Source organism: Thermus sp. H19.2, from assembly GCF_054979525.1.
Window position 1 is genome coordinate 422,191 of sequence record NZ_CM143429.1, and the last position, 21,627, is coordinate 443,817.

At 66.5% G+C, this 21,627-nt stretch carries 17 protein-coding genes and 1 pseudogene; 15 read left to right on the forward strand and 3 right to left on the reverse strand.

Going from position 1 to position 21,627, the window contains the following annotated elements; translation table 11 throughout:
• Positions 1-96 precede the first annotated feature (96 nt).
• The 6 genes from ACY5J6_RS02410 to ACY5J6_RS02435 all read left to right on the forward strand — a co-directional run bounded on the left by ACY5J6_RS02410 (position 97) and on the right by ACY5J6_RS02435 (position 6,798).
• Positions 97-1,365, forward strand: coding sequence for an RNA-guided endonuclease InsQ/TnpB family protein (locus tag ACY5J6_RS02410; RefSeq protein ID WP_231291389.1), 1,269 nt, complete (start codon positions 97-99; stop codon positions 1,363-1,365).
• Positions 1,313-1,552, forward strand: coding sequence for a helix-turn-helix domain-containing protein (locus tag ACY5J6_RS02415; protein ID WP_014516141.1), 240 nt, complete (start codon positions 1,313-1,315; stop codon positions 1,550-1,552). Before ACY5J6_RS02410 ends, ACY5J6_RS02415 begins: the two co-directional genes overlap by 53 nt.
• A 97-nt stretch (positions 1,553-1,649) precedes the next feature.
• Positions 1,650-3,134: a hypothetical protein gene (locus ACY5J6_RS02420; RefSeq protein WP_014516140.1), complete on the forward strand. Its 1,485-nt coding sequence runs from the start codon at positions 1,650-1,652 to the stop codon at positions 3,132-3,134.
• Positions 3,135-3,399: 265 nt separating this feature from the next.
• Entirely contained in the window at positions 3,400-4,875 is a 1,476-nt protein-coding gene (locus tag ACY5J6_RS02425; RefSeq protein ID WP_014632236.1) for a radical SAM protein, read from the forward strand.
• The gene (locus ACY5J6_RS02430; RefSeq protein WP_003043751.1) at positions 4,868-6,064 is read left to right on the forward strand and encodes an MFS transporter; all 1,197 of its coding nucleotides are present in this window, start codon (positions 4,868-4,870) and stop codon (positions 6,062-6,064) included. The genes ACY5J6_RS02425 and ACY5J6_RS02430 overlap by 8 nt, the downstream gene beginning before the upstream one ends.
• 200 nt (positions 6,065-6,264) lie before the next feature.
• Positions 6,265-6,798, forward strand: coding sequence for a hypothetical protein (locus ACY5J6_RS02435; RefSeq protein ID WP_014516139.1), 534 nt, complete (start codon positions 6,265-6,267; stop codon positions 6,796-6,798).
• Positions 6,799-7,171: 373 nt separating this feature from the next.
• Here the strand turns inward: ACY5J6_RS02435 and ACY5J6_RS02440 are convergent, their stop codons facing one another.
• Entirely contained in the window at positions 7,172-8,902 is a 1,731-nt protein-coding gene (locus ACY5J6_RS02440) for a family 1 glycosylhydrolase (protein WP_245537212.1), read from the reverse strand.
• A gap of 200 nt (positions 8,903-9,102) precedes the next feature.
• On the opposite strand from ACY5J6_RS02440, the gene ACY5J6_RS02445 reads away from it, so the two are divergent.
• Positions 9,103-10,227 carry a transposase gene (locus ACY5J6_RS02445; RefSeq protein WP_008632315.1) on the forward strand — a complete coding sequence of 375 codons (1,125 nt, stop codon included), beginning with the start codon at positions 9,103-9,105 and terminating at the stop codon, positions 10,225-10,227.
• 6 nt (positions 10,228-10,233) lie between these two features.
• On the opposite strand, the pseudogene ACY5J6_RS02450 reads toward ACY5J6_RS02445, so the two are convergent.
• Positions 10,234-11,472, reverse strand: a pseudogene (locus ACY5J6_RS02450) (IS256 family transposase); the annotation flags it as partial.
• 35 nt (positions 11,473-11,507) lie between these two features.
• Here ACY5J6_RS02450 and ACY5J6_RS02455 point away from each other — a divergent pair.
• From ACY5J6_RS02455 to ACY5J6_RS02490, 8 genes are all read left to right on the forward strand, one after another.
• Positions 11,508-12,443, forward strand: coding sequence for a DUF1156 domain-containing protein (locus ACY5J6_RS02455; RefSeq protein ID WP_462845803.1), 936 nt, complete (start codon positions 11,508-11,510; stop codon positions 12,441-12,443).
• Positions 12,424-13,434, forward strand: coding sequence for a transposase (locus ACY5J6_RS02460; protein WP_462844384.1), 1,011 nt, complete (start codon positions 12,424-12,426; stop codon positions 13,432-13,434). The genes ACY5J6_RS02455 and ACY5J6_RS02460 overlap by 20 nt, the downstream gene beginning before the upstream one ends.
• 127 nt (positions 13,435-13,561) lie before the next feature.
• Complete coding sequence (locus ACY5J6_RS02465; RefSeq protein ID WP_462845804.1) at positions 13,562-15,535, forward strand: DUF1156 domain-containing protein; 1,974 nt, start codon at positions 13,562-13,564, stop codon at positions 15,533-15,535.
• A 42-nt stretch (positions 15,536-15,577) separates the two neighbouring features.
• A complete protein-coding gene (locus ACY5J6_RS02470) occupies positions 15,578-15,940 on the forward strand; it encodes a type II toxin-antitoxin system RelE/ParE family toxin (protein ID WP_018110665.1) in 363 nt (120 codons plus the stop codon).
• Between the two features lie 14 nt (positions 15,941-15,954).
• On the forward strand, positions 15,955-16,368 hold the full coding sequence (locus tag ACY5J6_RS02475; protein WP_018110666.1) for a helix-turn-helix domain-containing protein: 414 nt from the start codon (positions 15,955-15,957) through the stop codon (positions 16,366-16,368).
• Between the two features lie 4 nt (positions 16,369-16,372).
• A complete protein-coding gene (locus tag ACY5J6_RS02480; protein ID WP_018110667.1) occupies positions 16,373-16,924 on the forward strand; it encodes a helix-turn-helix domain-containing protein in 552 nt (183 codons plus the stop codon).
• Positions 16,925-16,980: 56 nt separating this feature from the next.
• Positions 16,981-20,268, forward strand: coding sequence for a Swt1 family HEPN domain-containing protein (locus ACY5J6_RS02485; protein ID WP_028494585.1), 3,288 nt, complete (start codon positions 16,981-16,983; stop codon positions 20,266-20,268).
• Positions 20,249-20,926 carry an HlyD family secretion protein gene (locus tag ACY5J6_RS02490; protein ID WP_018110669.1) on the forward strand — a complete coding sequence of 226 codons (678 nt, stop codon included), beginning with the start codon at positions 20,249-20,251 and terminating at the stop codon, positions 20,924-20,926. Before ACY5J6_RS02485 ends, ACY5J6_RS02490 begins: the two co-directional genes overlap by 20 nt.
• Here the strand turns inward: ACY5J6_RS02490 and ACY5J6_RS02495 are convergent.
• Positions 20,923-21,615: a thermonuclease family protein gene (locus ACY5J6_RS02495; protein WP_018110670.1), complete on the reverse strand. Its 693-nt coding sequence runs from the start codon at positions 21,613-21,615 to the stop codon at positions 20,923-20,925. The genes ACY5J6_RS02490 and ACY5J6_RS02495 overlap by 4 nt on opposite strands.
• Positions 21,616-21,627: the final 12 nt, after the last annotated feature.

Consider the following 21,627-nt stretch of genomic DNA (forward strand, 5'->3'; position numbering starts at 1 on the left):
GGCGGATGCGCTATCATATGCACGTGCCTGAAGAACGCACCACGCGCCAGGTGATCGAGCGCTACATCCAGGAGCAGCGCAAGCATCAGGTAGACGATGCATAAGGCGTTCAAGTACCGACTCTACCCCACCCGGCCCCAGCAAAAAGACCTGGAGCGCACCCTTGCGCTGTGCCGCAGCCTGTACAACGCCGCCTTGCAGGAGCGTAGAGATGCCTACAAGAAGGGCGGGAGGACTGTCGGCTTCTACGAACAGAAGAGGTATCTGCCCGAGATACGGGCCGAGCTGCCGGAGTACAAGCGCATTCATTCCCAGGTCTTGCAGAACGTCATCGAGCGGGTGGACAAAGCCTTCCAGGGCTTCTTCCGACGGCTTAAGGCCAAGGGGAAAGCGGGCTATCCCCGCTTCAAGGGGCAGGGGCGCTACGACTCCTTCACCTTCCCCCAAGCGGATAAAACAGGAGTCAAGGTTCAAAAGGGTCGGGTACTGTTGTACGGCATCGGCTCGGTCAAGTGCAAGTTCCACCGTCCTCTGGAGGGGAAACCGAAGACCGCCACGGTCAAAAGGGAGGGGGAAGAGTGGTACATCGTCTTCGTCTGCGAGGTGGACCCCAAGCCCCTTCCCTCCAACAACCGGGCCATCGGGATAGACCTGGGCACCAACCCCCACTTCCTCGTCACCTCCGACGGGGAGATGGTCGAGGCCCCCCGGTACCTCCACAAGGCGCAAGCCAAACTCGCCGCCGCACAGCGCAGCCTTGCCCGCAAGAAGCGGGGCAGCCGTCGTCGCGAGAAGGCCAGAAAGCGGGTTGCCAAGCTGCACCGCAAAATCGCCAACCAGCGCAAAGACTTCCACCATAAAATTGCAAGGAGGCTGGTCAATACCTATGGAACCATCGTTCACGAGAATCTGAACATCCAAGCCCTATCCCGCTCCCGTCTATCCAAAGGAGTTCTGGATGCGGGTTGGGCGCAGTTTCTCCAAATCCTCGCCTACAAAGCGGAAGAAGCTGGTAGGCGGGTCGTGGGGGTAGACCCCCAACATACAAGCCAGGACTGTCCAGTGTGCGGCCACCGGGAAAAGCGTCCCCTCTGGGTGAGGGAATTTACCTGTCCGGGTTGTGGGACTCCCCTGCATCGGGATGTGGCCGCCGCGCTGAATGTTCTGGCAAGGGCCTGGACGGGGCCTTCGGGGATGGGTACGGCGTGGGCCGTCCCGTGGTCACGGGCGAAGCCCGTATCTTGGGAACCGAGAAGCCTCGGACTTCAGTCCGAGGAGTCGTCACAGGACCAAGGAGAAGGGGGAGAACGCCATGGGAGGAAAGTTCGAGGGCAAGGTCAAGATCACGGAGGAACTCCTCTTTGATGAGGAGTTCATCGCCGAGCTCAAGCGCAGGCGGGAGACCCTGGGAGTCTCCGCCACCCGGTTCGCCCGGATGCTGGGCCTCCGGCCCCACTGGGTCTTGCGGGTGGAGCAGGGCAAGGACTACCTGGCCCGCAAGCCCTACTACCTGGTGAAGCGCTACCTCCGGGCCCTGGGCTTTGACGAATAGCTCCGGGGCGCAAGGGGCCGTGCAGGGAGCTGGCATAGGTAGGGGGTACGGGTGCCCATGGCCCGCGGGCCCTGGGGCGGGCCGTTAGGCTGGTCCTATGGACCCATCCCGCCTCCCCATCGCCCTCCGCCTCCTGGAGGGGGGAAAGGACCGGGAGGCCCTGGCCCTCCTCCAAACCCCCCAAGAAGGCCTCCCCGAGGCGGAGCGCCTGGCCCTCCTGGGCTTCCTGGAGGGCCGCAAGGGGGACTGGGGAGGGTACCGGGCCCTGGCCCTGGAGGCCGCCCGGAGGGCCCAGACCCCCCTCACCCTCTACCACCTGGGCCTCGCCCTGCCCCCGAGGGAAGGGGCGGTGGCCCTGGAGGAGGCCCTCCACCGCTTCCGGGGGAACTCCCAGGCGGAGGCCCGGCTCCACCTGGCCCTGGCGGTGGTCCTGGAGCGCCTGGGCCGTCCCGAGGCCCTGGCCCATGCCGCCTTGGCCCGCCTCAAGGCCCCTTCCCCCTGGACCCGGCTCCACCACCTCCGCCTGGAGCTCTTCTTCGGCGCCCTTCCCCTCCCCGAGGTCCTGGAAGAGGGGGAGGAGTTCCTGCTCCACGAGCTGCCCGGGGTGCGCCTCCTGGCCGGGCACACCCTGGCCCTGGCCCACCTCCTCCGGGGCCAGCCCCGGCGGGCCCGGACCCTCCTCCAGGGCCTCCTTCCCCTCCTGGGCCCGGGCAGCCTCCCGAGCTTCCTGGTCCTTGGGGCCTTGGCCCTGGAACCCCTTAGGGCCCGGCTCCTCCTGGAAGCGGCCCAGGCCGGCCCCCAGGCGGGGTGGTCCCAGGGCTTCCTCCTCCTGGCCCAGGGGCTCCTGGAAGGGGGGGAGGCGGCCAGGGATCTCCTCCTCTCCGCCCACGGCCTCCTCCGGGAGGACGGGGCCCTCTACGCCCTCCTGGCCGAGGCCCGCCTCAGGGCCCTGGGGGCGGAGGTAGAGGCCCCACTGGCCCCCCGCCTGGCCCCCGCCCTCCGCCCCGAGGCCCGGGCCTTCCTGCTGGGCCGAGGGGAGGAGACCTCCCTCCGCCTCCTTGACGGAGGTCCCCTACCCTCCTTAGGGCCTAGGGGCACGGAGGCGCTGGCCCTCCTCCTTGCCCACGAGAAGGGCATATCGGGAGAAGCCCTGGCGGAGGCCCTCTACGGGGAACCCAACCTAGGGGCCTTGAAGACCCTCCTCCACCGCCTGCGGGCCAAGGGCTTCCGGATCTCCTGCGCCCCCTACCGTCTGGAAGACCCTCCTCCCTCGGACCTTTTGGCCTTTCTCAGGGCCCTTTCCGGGAGAGACCTGGAACAGGCCCTTGCCCTTTACCAGGGCCCCCTCCTCCCCTGGAGCCAGGCCCCGGGGGTGGAGGCGCTCCGCCTAGAACTGGAGGAGACCCTGCGCCGGGCGGTGCTGGCCTCGGGGGACCAGGAGGCCCTCTTCCTCCTCGCAGAGCGCTTGGGGGAGGACCTGGAGGTTTGGGAGGCCCTCCTGGAGGGGCTATCCCCCGAGGATCCCCGCTACCCCATCGCCCGGGCCCGGGTGGAGCGGCTTCGCCGGGAGTACGGGGTGTGAACCGGGAGGGAAGCAGTCGGGACTCCAGCAGGCCAGGGAAGGGGCGGGACCAGGGCCTCTTAGAAGGGCCAGGAGAAGCCATCCCACGAGGAGAACCCAAGGCCACCTGTGCCTCATGCTTCCAGGGTGCCAAGGGGGAGGTTACGCGGGGAGTCCAAGGTTACGCGAGGTTACGCAGGGGCCATCGTTGGGAAGAGCTTCCACGTAACCTGGACGTAACCTCCCCCCTGCTACCCTGGGGCTAACCCGTAAGGGGGTGGAAGAAATGCACGAGAGGGGTTTACAACTTCCAAAGGTCGTAGGCCAGCAGCATGATTTCCTGATGGTTGCCATTGATACAGGCAATTTTATATTGGCTTACGAGGAGGACCTCGAAGAAGGATTAGGCTCGGAATACGAAAGGCTTTGGGTCGAAGACGTGCCCCTTGTCCTTGCCAGCGACGCTAGCGTTGTCCTACGCAGAGAGCGGTTCGGGGGAATACTCTACGGCTTTAAGAGGGGCATTTTTCTCAATCAGGAAGCCTTCGACCTTGTTAGATCCTTTGTAGTTGCTACTAGGCCATCGCTGGCCCTCAAGCAAGTTCTCAAAGAAGGAGGCTTAAGTGAAATTACCAAGGGATTTGTAGAGGCAGCGGGGCATTTAATCCTTTACTTGATTGCCGAGGGATACCTTCGCCCTTCTCAAGAAGGGCTGGAATCTAAAGCTTTGTTCCTAGACGATCAACACTTCTCCGATGACCGGTACTATAGGCCTCTATCCATGGAAATCGAGCTCACGAATAGGTGCTATAGGCGTTGTGCATACTGTGCATACGAATCCGGCCCTGAACCCAAAATACCTCTTCGGGAAGAGCTGACTTTCGATGAGTGGGGATATATCTTGGATTCCATAAGAAAGGAAGGGGTCTTCTACCTTGAATTCACAGGAGGTGATCCACTGAGTAGGCCAGATGGATTGGAGATCATCCGCCTAGCGGACGAGCTAGGGTTTAGCGTTCAAGTTAACACCGACTTGTCCGTGTTGCGAGATAGCGACTTAGATAAGATTGCGTCCACAAAAAATCTGAACTTCGTGGGTACCACTTTAGACGGATCTAGTCCGGATAGCCACGATTTGCTTCGGGGTAAGGGGGGATTTAAGACTACCTTGCGGCAGATAAGTCTCATTGCCAAAGCCGGTATCCCTCTGGCTGTCTTCACGGTAGTTCACAAGAAGAACTACACTGAGATTAGAAAGATAGGTGAAATCGCAACACAAAACAACGCTATGTATGGGATTGCGCCCATGTATCCCGCAGGGCGCGGGGCAAGCTTGAATCATCTCGTTCTTAGCCAGGAAGAGTGGGACTTCGCTGTAGGGGAATACATGGACATGGTTAGATTAGGTGCGATTAAGCCCCACCAAAGGCTGTGGTATAAGCTTTCTAGAGAACTTAGATCGGAAAACCCGGCCCGCGATCAGATATGGCTTACCTCTAGGGGTAATCGTGCTCTTCGCGTAGATCCGAGGGGTAATGTCTACGTTTCTGCCAAATTGCGTGAGTGGCGGCCCAGGTATTCGTTCTTCGGCAACCTTCTAACGAGCACTTTAGCCGACATTTGGGAGAATTCGCCTCTACTGCAAGAGCTACGGAAAATACCTGTTCAACCGAACTTCTTTGATGCCGTGGACATTCGGACTATCCCCAATTACACCAGCGAAATCCCTCTAGCTGATGGCTCAGCGTCCCAGCATGGCTAAGGATTTAACTCCGCCCTCGGGTACCTTCTCCTTCTTCCTCCTCGCCTTCCTTCTAACCCTGACCGGCCAGGGCCTGGTGGTGGCGGGCCTATGGCGGTTCCTGGAAGCGGGAGCCTCGGGGCTACAAACTTCGGTCCTCACCCTGGTTCAAGCCTTAGCGAGCATCCTGACCCCCTTTCTCCTCCAATCCTGGCTTGAGACCAGGCCCCAAATGGTGCTCCGCCTCCTCGCCTTTGGCCTTGGGGTAGCGGCCCTCCTCGCCCTGGGAAGCCCTGGCCTTAGCACCTTTCTTCTCCTTTACGCCGCCTTGCTCGCCCTCTTCCTCTTCCTTACGGCTGCTCTGGCCATCTACGGCGTTTTACTGGGAAGCGCCCTGCCCCGCCTCTTCCCTAAGGAGGCCCTGTCCCAGGCCAACGCCCGCTGGGAAATGGCCAATACCTTGGGCCTGGTCCTGGCCCCCCTCATAGGGGGCTTTGCCGTGGACCGCCTGGGGCCCTACGCCCTTCCCCTCTTCGCCCTTCCTCTGGGGGTGGCCCTGGTCCTCCTCCTGGGCCTGAAGGCCCCTCCTCCCCTAGGCCCTTCCGAAGGGAGGCGGAAGGCCTTTGGGGGTGTACCCTTGGGTGTTCTCCTCCCCGTTGCTCTACCTGCCCTTCTCCCTGCCCTGGCCCTCACGGGGGGCGGGGTCCTCACCGCTCTTCTCTTCCACGACCTCAAGCGGCCCGAGGGGCTAGGTATCGCCTGGGCGGGCTTTAGCCTGGGGGGCTTCCTTGTGGCCCAGGCCCTTACCCGCGTCTCCCTCCCCCCGGTCCTTGGCCTCCTCGGGGGGCTTGGCCTCCTGGGCCTGGGCAACCTGGGGAACGGCCTCCTCCCTTACCCCCACCTCCTCCTCGGGTCTTTGGTCTCGGGGGCGGGGGTTTCCGTGGCCCGGATCGCCTTCCGGACCTTCCTCCAGCGGCTTGCCCCCCCGGAGACCCTGGTGGGCCTCTTTGCCTACGTCAACGTCCTCACCCAGACGGCCCGGGTCCTGGGCTCCCCCTTGGGCGGGGGGCTTGGGGACCTCCTGGGGCCCAGGGGGGCCTTCGTGGCCTTTGGGAGCGTTTTCCTCCTGGCCTCCCTTCTCTTTCCCCCTCTCCTCCGCCTCTCCCAAAGGGTTCTCTCCCCTCGTGGTGACGCCGAGGGGCGTGGGTGAGGCCCTCCTGGGCTCCACGGGCGGTATTCCCCTGCTGCTACTCTGGGGCTAACCCGTAAGGGGGTGAATGGCGATGCTCAAGGAGGTGCAAGAGGTCAGGGTCGGCGGCCGGACGCGGCGGGTGTACGTGCGCCCCTTTGCCATGCCTGCTCCATTACAGGTGGGGTCATCTGGATGGTGGAAGGGTTCGCTCTAGAGGCTTGAACCCGGTCTGGAAACTGGCCTTTCTTTCCGAGGCCCTGGGCGACCTGGGGGCCGCCCTGGGCTTCAGCGCCTTGAGCCTGGAGGTGGCCCGCACGGGGGAGGCCTTCTGGGTAGGCCTCTTCGCTGCCCTCGGGTACTTCACCCTAGGCCCTTTGCTCCTCCTGAGCCCCCGGCTGGACCGGGGAGACCCGGTGAGGGCCCTCCTCCTCCTGGCCCTTCCGTTCCCTCCTTTCCTCGCGGGGGGCCTGCTCTATGGGTTTGCCGTCGGGGTCACGGGCGTCCACCTGCGGGCCGTGCGGGGGTGGTTGCTGCCCGAGGAGGCCCTGGCGGGGAGCCTGGCCGCCCTGCGGGCCCTGATCTACGGGGCGGGCGCCTTAGGGGGAACCCTCTCGGGGGTCCTGGGGGGGATCGGCGTGACCCTGCCCTTGCGGGTGGCCCTGGCCTCCTTCCTGGCCTTCTACCTCTTCGCCCTTGGCCCGCTCCATCCCAGGCGCCTGGAGGAGGTAGAGGCCATGGGGAGAGCCTCCTAGCCGGTGCGAAGAGGGCTTGGTCTTATCGCTAAGCTTGTTTCCCGCAAGGCTGACCCTCCCCTGAGGCCCGGGTGGACCGGCCCTACCCATGGGGGTGGGGGGTAACACTACCTTGGAAGGGCGCAGATGGGCGGAGGGGGAACGGAGTCTCGGGAAAACGGCGGGAGGATTCCTGAGCCGCTTTGGCGTGGGGGTTTGGGCGTATCCCCTCAGTTTGTGGTGGTGGGAGGGACCTGGTGCCCACGGCTCTGGGCCGGGTAGCTTGAGCCCGGGCCCCCCACCAAAAGAGCTGGAAAGGGCACCCCCGAAGGGAAGGGGTCTACTCCCTGGAGGCCTCCGGGACCCCCTTCACCCTACAGTTTTAGGCTCCCCTTCACCCCGAGGGCGGAAGCGGCACCTCCAGGGAAGAGGCCTCCTCCTCCCGGGGGGCCTTGGACAGGCTTTCCTCCGCCTCTAAAAGCCTGAGGAAGCCCATCAGGTCCACCGCCGCCAGGTCGTAGAGGAAGGCCTCCACCACCCGCTCCGGCACCACCCCCTCGCCCCCTCGCACCGCGTACCCCAGGGTCCTCAGGCTCTGGGCCACCGTGGCCGCAAGCTGCTGCTCAAAGGGCACCGGGGCCGCAGGGAAGAGGATCCGCACGGGGCTCTTCATTCCAAGGCGCACCACCCGGCCCAGGACCTGGTCCAGCCCCGTGGCCGTCCAGGGCAGGGTGAGGACGATCTGGGCCGTAGGTCTCTTCCCCGTGGTGTCGTGGAAGGAGAGGCCCACACCCCCCTTGCCCGCGGTGGCCAGGAGGAGGCGCACCCTCCCCTCGTCCCAGGCCGCCTTGGTCCTCCTGAGGGCGCTTCCCGTCTCCGCCCCGGTGTAGAAGGCGAGGTCCTCTCCCAGCCCTCCGAAGGCCTCCCGGACCATCGCCACGGGGGAGGGGAGGGTGAGCCCGAGGCCCTTCAGGGCCGGGGCCAGGTGGCGGTGGAGGGCCCCCTTGAGCCCCCTCTCCTCGGCGTCCTGGAGGAAGGCCTCCACCGCCTCGGGGCTCGTGAGGTCCAGGGTCTTGTCCGAGCGGTACTGGACGAAGAGCAGGACGTGCCACCCCTCCTCCAGGAGGCCGGCCACCAGGGGAAGGGCCGCCCTCAGCTTGATCCTCTCCAGGATGGCCCGGGAGAGGAGGGTGCGCTGGGCCATGACGATCCCCCGCTCCTCCTGGGGGGCCCGGTAGGCCGCCGCCTTGAGCCGCCTCCGCACCTCCGCCAGGAGGGCCTTCGCCTCCTCGGGGACCTCCAGGAGGGGGACCTCGTAGGCCACCAGGCCCTCTGGGGGGCGGAAGAGGCGCTTGGTGAGGAGGTTGCGGTCCCGGAGGTACCCGTGGAAGCGGGCTAGGTCCTCAATCCCCCCCGCGAAGTAGAACTCCCTCCCTCCCCGGTACCGCTCCCGGGTGTAGACGGCGAACTGGCGCATGAAACGGGTGAAGAGGCGGTAAGGGACGAAGCCCGTGGGCTCCAGGAGGTAACGGGCCTCCCAGGGCCGGTCAAAGGGGGTGGCGGTGGCGTAAAGGGTGAAGAGGGCCCGCCAGGCGGCCTCCACGTGGGCCTCGAGGTAGGCCACCCGCTCGGGGTCCTCCACGACGGCCTCTCCCGTCCAGAGGTCGGGGTAGGCGGCCCCGTTTTCCGTGATGTAAAGGGGCCAGGGCACCTCCCGGCCGAGGTGCTTCAAGAGGTGGTAAAGCCCCTCGGGGTAGACCTCCCACCCCATGGCCGTGACCGGCCCCTCCGGGGGAAGGTAGCGCACGGGCAAAGGCCCCGTCCCCGGGGCCACGCGGACGGGGGCGTAGTAGTTCACCCCTAGGAAGTCCAGGGGCCTTGCGACGAGCTCCAGGTCACGGGAGAGGTTGGGAGTGGGCGGGGGGTCTTGAAAGGGGCTTTCGGGATACCCCCTGCCCAGGATGGGGTCCAGGAAGTAGCGGTTGTGGTAGCGGTCAGCCACGTCCACCGCCTCGGGGTCCTCGCCGTACACCGGGGCGAAGTTGAGGACGATCCCCACACGCTTCGTCCCCGCTGCCCTCAAGGCCTCCACGGCGAGGCCGTGCCCCAGGAGGGGTCGTGTCAAGAGTTATGTGTAACAGGACTTTACCCACATCTCCGTTTCGTGGTAAAGTAAATCTCCCCTTGCGGGCGCAGCCCGTATCTGGTACCGGGGGTGATCCATGGACATGCTCAAGGTGGCCGAGGCCAGGCTCCAGGAGTTCACGGGCCGTTTTGCGAGCGTTTTCCCCCGATAAGCGCCTCCACCGACGGTTTGAAGAGGTGGTGCGGGGCGCCTTGGCCGCAGGCTCAGCCCGGGTGAGCGAGATGGTGGCCTCGCTCCCTTCTCCCCTCCAGAACCGCTTCCACCAGGCCAAAGCCCTTTACCGCTTCCTGTCCAACCCACGGGTGGAGGCAGAAGCCCTCCTTGACCGGGTCTATCAGGAGAGCGCGACTGCCCTGGAGGGTGAGGAGGTTCTGGTCCTCCTGGACCTGAGCCCGGTGGCCAAGCCCTATGCCCGGGCCCTGGAGGGGATAGCCCGGGTGGGGAAGGATAGGCGGCCCGGGTACGAGCTCCTCACCGCCCTGGGGTTGGACCCCGCGGGGCGGCTGGCCCTGGGGTACGCCCACCTGGTGGCCTACGGGGAGAGGGGGTTTGCCAGCCTGCCCAAGGAGGTGGAGGGAGCCATTGAGGCGGCCCGGGAGCGATTGGGGGGCGTGGGCAGGAGGCTGGTGTATGTGGCGGACCGGGGGTTTGACGACCGGAAGGTGTTTGGGCAGGTGCTGGCCCTGGGGGAGGAGTTCGTGGTGCGGGTCTACCGGGACCGGAAGCTTGGGGAGGGGGGTTCTCTGGCGAAGGTGGCTTCTTCCCTGGCCCTTCCCTGTGGGGAGGAGGTGGAGCTGAGGGTAGGGGGCAGGTACCAGCGGGTGCGGCTCCACTTCGGATGGAGGGAGGTGGAGGTGGAGGGGAGGCGGCTCCACCTGGTGGTCTGCCGGGTGCCAGCCCTGGGGCGGCGTGGGGAGTGGTGGCTACTGACCAGCTTGCCGGTGAGGGGGAGGGAGGAGGCGGCGCAGGTGGTGGAGGCGTACCGCAGGCGGTGGGAGGTGGAGCGGTTCTTCCGGCTTTTGAAGACGGGGCTGGGGCTTGAGACCTTCCAGGTGCGGGGGCTTGCCCGGATCCGGAAGGTGGTGGCGGTTTTGCTGGGGCTGGCGGTGTTCCTTTGGGAAGTTGAGCGGTTGGGGGATCCGTTCAAGGGGTTTCTTTTGCAGCTCGGGGGCAAGCTGGGGCTGCCCAGCGAGAGGGATGGTCCGTACCTGCTCCTGAGGGGCCTGGTTCGCCTGCTCAACTATGAAGTCACCCAAGAACTCTTGAAGCAGGCTAAGGGAGGGCGAGGAAGGAGTTTTGGGTAAAGCCCTGTTATGTGTAAGAGTCTGTGTACGGGGGGCATACCGCTCCTGAAGCATCTTCTCCAGCACCTCCTTCACCTCCGAGAACCCCTTTAGTTTCCGTTCTGCCCACCTCCCTGCAAGATGTTCGCTTCGCGAAGCAGCCTGCCTCTCCGACTCCAGGTAAAGGAGCTTGTATACCGCCTCCGCCTTGGGAAACTTGTGGTCCCGCACCTTCGTCCCCCGCCGTAGCTCCCGGATAAACCGCTCCATCAGGTTGGTGCTCCGCAGGTACGGCCAAAGCACCTTGGGGTACCCGTAGAACCGCAGGAAGGCCCCCGAATCCTGTACCCAAAGCCCCACCACCCCCGGGTACCGCGAACCCCAGGCGGCCTTCACCTCCTCCAAGGCCCCAAGAGCTTCTTCCCGGCTCTCCGCCCCGTACACCCGCCTCAGGTCCTCCGCCAGCAGGGCCCGGTCCCGGGAGCGCACCTGGGACAGGCTCCACCGCACCCCGTGCACCACGCACCGCTGCCACTCCGCCTGAGGGTAGACCCTGCGGATCGCTTCAGGAAGCCCGGGCAGCCCGTCGGTGATGAAGAGCAATACCCGCCGCAGGCCCCGCTGCCAAAGCTCCCCCAGGACCCCCTCCCATCCCAGGGCGCTCTCCGTGGGCAACAGCCAAAACCCCAGGACCCGCCTCTCCCCATTAGGGGCGATGCCCAGGGCCACATACACGCTTTCCCGCACGATCCCTTCTCCTTCCCTGAAGACCTTTAGGGAAAGCCCGTCCAGGTAGACGAAGGCCATCTCCTCGGGCAAAGGCCGGGTGCGGAAGGCTCCTGCCGCCTCCAGGACTTGGTCGGTCAGAGCGCTTAGGGTCTCGTGGGAGTAGCGGTGGCCTAAGAGCAGGCTCAATATCTCGGCCGCCTTGCGCTGACTGACCCCGGCGGCGTACAAGGCCACAGCTACTTCCCCCACGTCCACCAGGCGGCGGGCGTAGGGCTTAAGGAAAGCCGGGTAATACCGAGATTCCCGATCCCTAGGGACCTTCAGGTCCACCTGGCCGAAGGTGGTCTCCAGCTTGCGGGGGTAGTAGCCGTTCCTGCGGCCTCCGTGCACCTGCAAGAAGGCCGTCCGGTCCAGCTCCAGAACCGTCTGCAGAACCTCGGCTACTGTCTCCCGCACCGCTTCCCTCAGCAAGATCCGCAAGGTATCCTGGTCCACGGGGCACCTCCTCGTGCTAAGGTGTGCCCCCCTATTAAACACGGGCCCTTACACATAAATCCTTACACGACCAGCCCATGAGAAAGCTCATTGAGGTTGCCCTACCCCTCGAGGCCATCAACCGGGAGTCCTTAGAAGAGAGATTTTCTTTTCACGGCCACCCGTCCACCCTGCACCTGTGGTGGGCCAGGCGGCCTCTGGCCTCGGCCTGGGCGGTCCTCTTCGCCAGCCTGGTGGACGACCCTGGGGAGTACCTGCCCGAGGAGGAGGCCAAGGCGGAGCGCCAGCGGCTCTTTGGGCTCTTGGAGCGCTTGGTGAACTGGGACAGCGTGAAAGACCCCGAGGAAGCGGAAAAGGACAACGGGGTCATCGGGGAGGCCCGCTACGAGATCGCCAAGAGCCTGGCCCGTGCCCTGGGGGAGGAGCCCCCCGCCTCTTCCAGGGACAAGGAGCGGATCCAAGCCCTCCTGGAAAAGGCCCCGCCGGTCCTGGACCCCTTCGCCGGTGGAGGCACCATCCCCCTCGAGGCCCAGCGCCTGGGACTGAGGGCCTTTGCGGGAGACCTGAACCCCGTGGCCGTCCTCATCAACAAGGCCCTGATAGAAATCCCCGCCCGCTTTGCCGGGTTGCCCCCGGTGAACCCGGAGTACCGGGCCAAGCCCATAGGGAATGGTGCCTTTTCCCGAGCCGCAGGCCTGGCCCAGGACGTGCGCCACTACGGGGCCTGGATGCGGGAGGAGGCCAGGAAGCGCATCGGGCACCTTTACCTGGACCTGGACGGGGAAACGGTCATCGCCTGGCTCTGGGCCCGCACCGTGGCCTGCCCCAACCCCGCCTGCGGGGCGGAGGCCCCCCTGGTGCGCTCCTTCTGGCTCTCCAAGAAGGCGGGCAAGGGGGTCTACGTGGTGCCCGAGGTGCGGGAGGGCCAAGTCCAGTTCCGGGTGGAGCGGGGGGAGACTGGCCTCCCCCTTTTGGTTCGGACATCATGTAGGCATGAGGAGGTTACCCTTTGAGCCAGAGGCTTTGAGGCCCTTTGTGAGCCCTTTGCTGGACCCGTGGCTTTGGCGGTGGGAAGACAAGGTGGCCCGTTTGCTGTGGTCCATCCTGGCCTCGGGCTCGGCTCGGAAGAGCGACTGGGCCAGGGCTTACCGGGAGGAGGCCAAGGAGGAGGCCAACTACAAGGCGATAGACCGCCTCTTGCCCCTCTTGGAGCCCAAGCGCTACCTCCTGCGGCTTCTGGACCCCAAGACGCCCTTTCTCCTGGTGGACCCCACGGAGGTCCCCCGTCCCCAGGCCAGGCGCACCCCCTACGTGGGACGGCTTTCCGATGGCAAGACCCTGGGTTTTTGGGCGGTGGTCTTTGCCCAGCCTTACGGGGGCCGGGCGGTGCCGGTGTACGTGGGGAGCTACTGGGAGGGGAAGGGGGAGGGGAGGAACCGGACCTGGGAGGGACTGGTGGAGGAGGTGGTGGAGTACGTGGAGGAGGGGACGGTGTGGGTGTTTGACCGGGAGTTTTCCTTCGGGGGGTGGCTGGAGGCCCTGGAGCGGTGGGGGGTGAGGTACGCGGTGCGGTTGAACCTGGGGACGAGGCCCAGGCTTTTGTGGCGTGGGGAGCGGCTTATTCCCTGGGTGGACCGGGGTCGGGAGGTGAGGTACGAGGGGGTGTGGTACCGGGGTGAGGTGGAGGTGAACCTGGTGGGGGTGTGGCGGGAGGGGATGAGGGAGCCCCTTTGGGTGATGGGGAACCTTCCCCCGGAGGAGCTTTTGCGGGTCTACGAGGAGCGGATGAAGATTGAGGAGGGGTTTAGGGACCTGAAGGGGCACCTGGGGTTGGGTGGGGTGATGAGCAAGGGATGGGAGGCCATGGAGAAGACCCTGGCCCTGGTGGCCTTGGCTTACGGGGTAGGGTTGATGGTGGGGGAGGAGGCGCGGGGGCGCCTGAAAGGGGGGGCTCAAAGGGGAGGCGGAAGTGGGGGGCTTACTCCGGGCTCTTTGTCCTCTTGAGGCAGCCGGTGCGCTTTTCCCCAGAGGAGTGGGTAGACATCCTGCGCCGCGCCCTGGAAGCCTGGCTGCAAAGGTTGTTCCCTACCCCCGTTTCCCCCGGGCAGGGGGCAGATGTCCGAACCTAAAGGTGGAGCTCAGGGGGGAGAAGCCCCCCGTGGAGGGCACCGTGGGCAGGCGGGGCGGGCGGTGTCTGGTGTGCGGGGCCCACATCCCCCTGGACCACGTGCGCAGGGAGGGGAAGGCGGGCCGCCTGGGGGCCAGGCTGATGGCCATCGTGACTGCGGGCGAAAAGGGGAGGAACTACCACGCCCCCACCCCAGAGCACGAGGAGGTGGCGAGGGGGGCGGTGCCGAGGTGGAGGCCGGACACGAAGCTTCCCGAGCAGGCCCTTGGCTTCCGGGTGCAGAACTACGGCCTCAGCACCCACGCCGACCTCTTCACCCCCCGCCAGCTGGTGGCCCTCACCACCTTCGCCGACCTGGTGGCGGAGGCCAGGGAGCGGGTGTACCAGGATGCCCTCGAGGCGGGCCTGTCCGATGACGGCATCCCCCTGGCGGAAGGGGGAAGGGGGGCCAAGGCCTATGCGGAGGCGGTGGGGGTGTACCTGGCTTTTGTCCTGGATCGCCTTGCAGAAAGTGGTAACTCGCTATCGAGATGGCAAAGCGGCGGAGAGAAAGTTGGTGGGGTCTTTGGTCGTCAAGCCCTCCCCATGGTTTGGGACTTCTCCGAGGTAAACCCCTTCTCTGATTCCACGCGCAACTTCATGGATGCAGTTGAATGGGTGGCCAAAGCCTTAGAAGCCCTCCCCGCCCACCCCGAGGGCCAGGCCCGCCAGGGGAACGCCCTGGACTCAGTAAACGGGGTGCCCACCCCGCCCCTCATCTCCACCGACCCGCCCTACTACGACAACGTTCCCTACGCCGACCTCTCTGACTTCTTCTACGTCTGGCTCCGCAAGTCCCTAGGGGACACCTACCCCAGCCTCTTCCGCACCCTCCTCACCCCCAAGGCCGAGGAGCTGGTGGCCGACCCCTACCGCCAGGGAGGCAGGGAGGCCGCCAAGCGCCACTTCGAGGAGGGCATGCGCCGGGTCTTCCAGAACCTCCGGGCCAAGGCCCACCCCCACTACCCCCTCTCCCTCTACTACGCCTTCAAGCAACAGGAGACCGAGGAGGGGGAGGAGGAAGAAGGAGGCACGGACAGGGTGGCCTCCACGGGTTGGGAGACCTTCCTGCAGGGCCTGGTGGATGCGGGCTTCCAGATCACCGCCACCTGGCCCATGCGCACGGAGCGCACTAACCGCTCCAGGGGGCAGAACTCCAACGCCCTAGCCTCCTCCATCGTCCTGGTCTGCCGCCCCCGGCCAGAGGACGCCCCCACCGCCACCCGCCAGGACTTCCTCCGGACCCTCCGGAGGGAGCTTCCTGAGGCCCTGCGCAAGCTCACCCAAGGAAGCATTCCCCCCGTGGACCTGGCCCAAAGCGCCATCGGCCCCGGCATGGCGGTCTACAGCCGCTTTGGGGCGGTGCTGGAACCCGATGGCCGGGCCATCCCCGTGCGGGAGGCCCTGGCCCTCATCAACCAGGTGCTGGACGAGTTCCTGGCCGAGGAGGAGGCCGAGCTGGACGCCCCCACCCGCTTCGCCATCGCCTGGTACGACCAGTACGGCTACGGCGAAGGCCCCTACGGGGACGCGGAAACCCTGGCCAAGGCCAAGAACGTCTCCGTGGCCGCGGTGAAGGAGGGGGGCATCCTGCGGGCCAAGGGAGGAAAGGTGCGCCTCCTCCGCCCCGAGGAGTACACCGCGGGCTGGGATCCCGCCCAGGACCGCCGTCTCTCCGCCTGGGAGGTGGCCCACGGGCTCATCAAAGCGCTGAAGGAGCAGGGGGAGAGCGCCGCCGCGAGCCTCCTGGCCCGCACCCCCGAGGCCCTGGCGGAAGGGGCCAGGGCATTGGCCTACCGCCTCTACGGGCTTGCCGAACGCAAGGGCCGCCTGGCGGAAGCCCAGGACTTCAACCTCCTGGCAGGAAGCTACGGCCACCTGAGCGTGGAGGCCCGCAAGACCCGGCGGGCGATACAGGAAGAGCTTTTCCGAGGTTAGCATTGACTAACCTTTTGGGTAGGTATACCATGGGGGTGTGAGGTGGGGCGCTACCGGGTGGTCTTCTACGAGGACGCCAGAGGGCGCTCGCAGGTGCGGGACTGGCTGGAAGACCTTAAGCGCCACAACCCCAAGCTCCACACTTTCGCCCTACGCCTGCTCTGGACGCTGGGGGAGCAAGGCCCGGACCTCCGCCCGCCTCTGGCCAAGCCGCTTGCTCACCTGGAAGCGCCCATCTGGGAACTCCGCCACCGCACGGGTATACGCCTCTACTACTGGCGCCAGGAAGAGCTTCTCTTCGTGGTGGCAGCGGGGGAGGTCAAGGACCAGGATAGCCCGGACCCCAAACTCCTCAAGCTGGCTGTCCAAGCCTATAAGGCCATGAAGAAGGGAAAGGTGAATTGATTATGGGCCGGCACATGGACTTCCGCCATTACTTCCAGGAGTCTCTGAAGGACCCCGAAAGCGCTCGCCTCTACCGGGAGGTTCTGGACGAGGAGCTTTCTTGGCTCCTGAGCTACCTGCGGGAGCTCAAGGGGCTTTCCCAGAAGGAGGTGGCCGAGCGCCTGGGGGTTTCCCGGAGCCGCGTGAGCCAAATGGAAACCTCCGCCGGGCTTTCCATGACCCTCGAGGGGCTGGCCCGCTACGCCCAGGCCCTGGGGCTTTCCCTGCGCCTGGAGTTCACCGACGAGGAGGGCGAGGTCCTGGCCCGCTTTGATCTGGGCGCGGACGAGCCCTTGGCTGCAGGTGCGGCTAAGGGCTGGGAGCCGGTGGCGGAAACCTGGACCACCCTGACCCAGAAGAGGAAGCAGGCGTTTGAGGAAATCGCCTAGGCCGATGGAAAGTAAGTCTGCCACCATCCGCAGGCTCTACCAGGAGGGCAAGAGCGTTTCTGCCATTGCCAAGGAGCTTGGCCTCACCTACCAGCGGGTCTACAACACCCTGCGCCGGGCGAAGCTCCTCCCCACCAAAGAGGGCGGAGAACCTTCCCCGGAAGCCTACGCAGACTTCATCGCCGGCCTGGAGATCCTGGGGGTGGAGCTCCTCGAGGTCCACGCCAAGCTGGAACGGTCGCCCCAGGGCTCCAAGCGCTTCGGCCCTCCTCCGGATGGGCTTTCTACCTTCGGCCCCACGAAGACCGAGGAGGGCTTCCAAGCGGGCCTGGAGCTTAGGCTGGAGTTCCAGGACGACGAGGGGAGCTTCGGCTTCGTCCACCTGCGCGTGGCCGCCCGCTACCGGTGCACCACTTTCCCCGACGAAGCCCTCTTCCAGGTCTTCCGGGAGCGCAACCTGCCCCTTAACCTCTGGCCTTATCTGAGAGTCTACGTGGACTTCCTCACCGCCCAGATGGGCCTGCCCCGGCTAGTGCTGCCCGCCATGAAGCTCTAGGCCCTCCGTGCCCATTTGGCCAGGCTTCCGGAGCCTGGCCGCGTATTCTTAGGAATATGGCGCTTAGCAACCGGGAAATCGTGGGGCGGGGCCTGGACCTTCTGAAGGCGGGCCTCGGCCCCTTCGTGGAGCGGGAGTACCGCCGGGTGTACGGGGAGGAATGGGCCCGGCAGGCCCTCGAGGTGCTGAAGGGCGACCGAGACAAACTGCAAGACCCCGACGCCCAGGCCCTCCTGAAGCTCATGGATTACCGCTGGCACGAGGTCTTTGACGAGAAGCTGGGTCAGTGGGGGCGCACCCTGGTGAAGGAGCTCATTGAGGTGCGCAACCGCCACGCCCACCAGAACGCCTTCACCCTGGAGGACGCCCACCGGGCCCTGGACACCATGACCCGCCTTCTGGAGATGGTGGCCGCAGAGGAAGCCCAGGAGACCGGGCGCCTAGCCCGGGAGCTTCTGCGCCGCCGCTTCGAGGAGGAGGCCAAGCGGGAGGTGGAGCGGGCGGCCAAGCTGCCCCAGCTACCCACCCCGTCCGGCCTCAAGCCCTGGCGGGAGGTGGCCACTCCCCACCCTGACGTGGCCTCGGGTCGCTTCAGCGAGGCCGAGTTTGCTGCCGACCTGGCCCAGGTCCTCCGGGGGGAGGCGAGCCCAGAGTACGGCGACCCCCTGGAGTTCTACCGCCGCACCCACCTCACGGGGGGGCTCAGGCGCCTCCTGCTGAACGCCCTCAGGCGCCTTTCGGGAGAAGGAGGCGACCCGGTGGTGGAGCTGCAGACGGCCTTCGGTGGCGGCAAGACCCACTCCATGCTGGCCCTCTACCACCTCTTCGGCGGAGGGCTCGACCCCCACGAAGTGCCCGGGCTGGAAGAGGTGTTGAAGGAAGCGGGCCTCACTCAGGCCCCCAAGGCCAGGCGGGCGGTGTTGGTGGGCACTGCCTTAGACCCTGCCAAGCGCCGCCCCAAGACGGAGGGAGTTGTGGTCCACACCCTCTGGGGGGAGATGGCCTACCAGATCGGCGGGGTGGAGGGCTACCGCCTGGTGGAGGAAGGGGACCTCCGGGGCGTGGCCCCAGGCTCCGACACCCTCAAGGAGCTTTTTGACCGCTTTGCCCCCGTCCTGGTCCTCATCGACGAGTGGGTAGCCTACCTGCGCAACCTCTACGGGGAGGAGGACCTCCCTGCGGGTACCTTCGACCAGAACCTCACCTTCGCCCAAGCCCTCACCGAGGCCGCCAAGCGGAGCGGGCGGACCCTGGTGGTGGCCTCCCTCCCCGCCTCCGACGCCGAGGTGGGGGGCGGGGGTGGGCGGGAAGCCCTCCTCCGTCTGCAGAACGTCTTTGGCCGCCTGGAGAGCGTCTGGCAGCCCGCCACCCAGGACGAGTCCTACGAGATCGTACGCCGCAGGCTCTTCCTGCCCCTCTCCGCCGAGGGCTTCCGGGACCGGGACGCCGTGGTACAGGCTTTCATGCGGCTTTACCGGGAGCACAAGGGAGAGTTCCCAGCGGAAACCGCCGAGGCCGACTACGAGCGCCGCATGAAGCTGGCCTACCCCATCCACCCCGAACTCTTCGACCGCCTCTATGGGGACTGGTCCACCCTCGAGGGCTTCCAGCGCACCCGGGGAGTACTGCGCCTGATGGCCGCCGTGGTCCACACCCTGTGGACCCGGGGGGATCCTTCCCTCATGATCCTGCCGGGAAGCCTACCCCTCGATGCCGGAGGGCCCCGGTATGAGCTCACCCGCCACCTCTCCCGCTTCCAGGAGGGCTTCGACCAGGTGCTGGACACGGACGTGGACGGCCCCAATGCCAAAGCCTTCCTCCTGGACAAGGAACGGCCTAACCTAGGCCGCCACCAGATGGCCCGGCGCACCGCCCGGGCGGTCTTCATGGCTACCGCCCCCGCCGCCGCCCCCATTGGGCGGCCTCGGGGAGTAGAGGGCATCCGGGTGCGCCTGGGGGTGGTCCAGCCTGGGGAGAACCCCTCCTTTGTGGGGGACGCCCTCAAAGCCCTCACCGACCAGCTCACCTACTTTCACGCGGAGGGGGACCGCTACTGGTTCGATACCCGCCCCAGCCTCAACCGCTTGGCCCAGGACCGGGCCGCGGCCTTGGACCCGGAGGAGGTGCGCCGGGAGCTGGTGGGTCGCATCCGTGCCTGGGCCAAGGAGCGTCCCAGCCTCTTCGCCGCCGTCCACGCTGTCCCCGAAGGTAGCGGGGACGTGCCCGACGAGCCCGCCCTACGCCTCGTGGTCCTGCCCCCCTGGGCCTCCCACACCAAAGGGGAATCGGAAGCGGAGCGCCTGGCGCGGGAGATCCTGGACCGGCGCGGGCAGGCTCCCAGGCTCTACCGCAACACCCTTCTCTTCCTAGCGGCGGAAGCCACCTCCTGGCCCGACCTGGAGGCGGCCTCGAGGGGCTACCTAGCTTGGAAGTCCATCTTGGAGGAAGCTCCCAGCCTGAACCTGGGGGATATGGACAGGGCCCAGGTGCGGTCGCGGCTTGTCGAGGCAGAGAACACCCTAAACACCCGCTTGGAAGAAGCCTACCGCCACCTCCTCAGCTTCCACCAACCCGACCCCAAGGCCCCCGACCTCGAGCTCCAGGCCCTCCGCCTCCAGGGAAGCGGCAAGCCCCTTGAGCGGGCGGCGAGCAAGGCCAAAAACGAGAGCCTAGTCTACACCGAGTGGCACCCCCGGTTCCTGCGGGACACCCTGGAACGCTACCGCTTCTTCACCGCCCGGGATTCCCAGGGCATCTTGCCCTTGCGCTGGCTTTGGGAAGCTTTCTGCACCTACCCCTACCTGCCCCGGTTGAAGGACGAGGAAGTCCTCCTGGCCTCCGTGCGGAAAGGGGTGGAGGACGGATTTTTCGGCTACGCAGAGCGCCTCGAGGGGGAGCACCCCAAGGGGGTGCTTTGGCGCGAAGGCGGGTTTGCCCCCAACCTGGCGGGGTTCCTCCTGGAGCAGGAGGTGGCGGAAAGGGCCAAGGCGGAGGAGAAGCCCCACCCCCCCGAGACCACAATGGAAAATACTGAAACTGCAACGCCAAACACGTTAGGAGGTGGATCTACCATAGCCCCGCCCGTCCCGCCTCCTCCCCCACCCCAGCCCAAGCCCAGGCGGTTCTACCTAAAGAAGGAGGTTCCTGCCACCGACCTCCTGCGGGAGGCCGACCTCTTGGCCAAGGAAATCGTCCTCCAACTGGCCAAGGAACCTGGGGTGCGGGTGCGGGTGGTCCTTGAGGTGGAGGCGGAGGCCGAAGAGGGCTTCCCGGAAGATCTCGCCCGGGCCCTGCGGGAAAACAGCAACGCCCTCAAGGCGGAGTATGGCCTCGAGGAGGCGTGAGGGGCAAGCCGAAACCCGGCTTAGGGAATCCCCTTCCCTCAACCATCTTCTCAGCCCACCCTTCGATGCTTCGACCCACCTCCCGGTCCTGCCCCAGGTCCATCCCATCGTCATCCCCGACCTGCCCAGCCTCTCCGGCCTCCTGGTGCGCCCCGGGGACCGGGTGGAGGAGGGGGAGCCCCTGGCCCGGTATGTGGACGAGGCTCCCCTGGAGGAGCTGGCCGAGAGGGCGGGGGCCAAGCAGGAGGAAGCCTCACGCCTCGAGGCCGACCTGGCCCGGTTGGAGGGGCGCTTCCGCCTGGAGAGGGAAGTCCTGGAGGGGGAGCTTGCCCGGGCCCGGGAGGCCCGGGACCGCCTGCGCTACCTGGCCGCCCAGGGGGCGGAGCCCCGGCTGAAGCTCCTGGAGGCCGAGGCCCGGGTGGAGGAGCTTCTGGCCAGGCGGAAGCGCCTGGTCCTGGACTACACCGGGGAGCGGGCCCACCTGGAGGAGCGCCTGCGGGAGGCCAGGCTGGAGGCCTCGAGGCTGGAGCGGAGGCGGGACCGGGAGGCGGAGCGCCAGCTGGTGCGCTCCCCCGTGGCCGGCCGGGTAGCCGAGGTGAAGGTGCGGGACCTCACCCCCAAGGGGGTGACGGTGGAGGTGGTGTTGGTGGGGGATTAGCGGCTTTCACACCCCACCCCGTCCCCGTCCCGGTCAAAGCGGTGCGGGTCGGGGGGAAGCACCTTGAAGTTGCGGAAGGGTATGTCCCCGCAGTCCAGGTCCGGGGGCGGCGGAGGGATGCAGACCGCGGGATAAGCGGGGTCGCACTTCCCGCTTCCCGGCCTCGAGGCCCCCTGCGCGCTCTCCCCCCACATCCCCGCCCCCCTGGCCCGGGCCTCCCGCGCCGCCTGGAGGTAGAGATCGGCGTACCGGACATTGGGCGGCACCGTGTAGGGCTCGGCCCACCCGGCGCGCACCACCTCCAGGTTCACCTGGCGGAAGCGCCTGGCCCCATAGGTCCAGTCTCCCTTGGGATCCTCCAGGTACAGGTAGGCCAGCACCCGGCGGTAGCGGTCCCGCTCCTGGACATCCAGCTCCACCCAGACCCGCTTTCCCTGGAGCAGGCGGGTGAGAAAGGCCTTGGCCTCGAGGCCCAGCCGCACCTCCTCCGGACCCGAGGTCCTCCGGTTGTACCCCGACTCCGGCGCATCTATCCCGATGAGCCGCACGGCGCCCACCCCGGCCAGCTCCACCGTGTCCCCGTCCACCACCCGCACCACTTGAAGGGGCCCCTGGAGCCCGCCTTGGGGGCTGAGGGCCAGGGCCAGACCCAGGAGGACCGCCCACGCGAGACCCAAAAGGGGCCTCATGCCCTTAGGGTA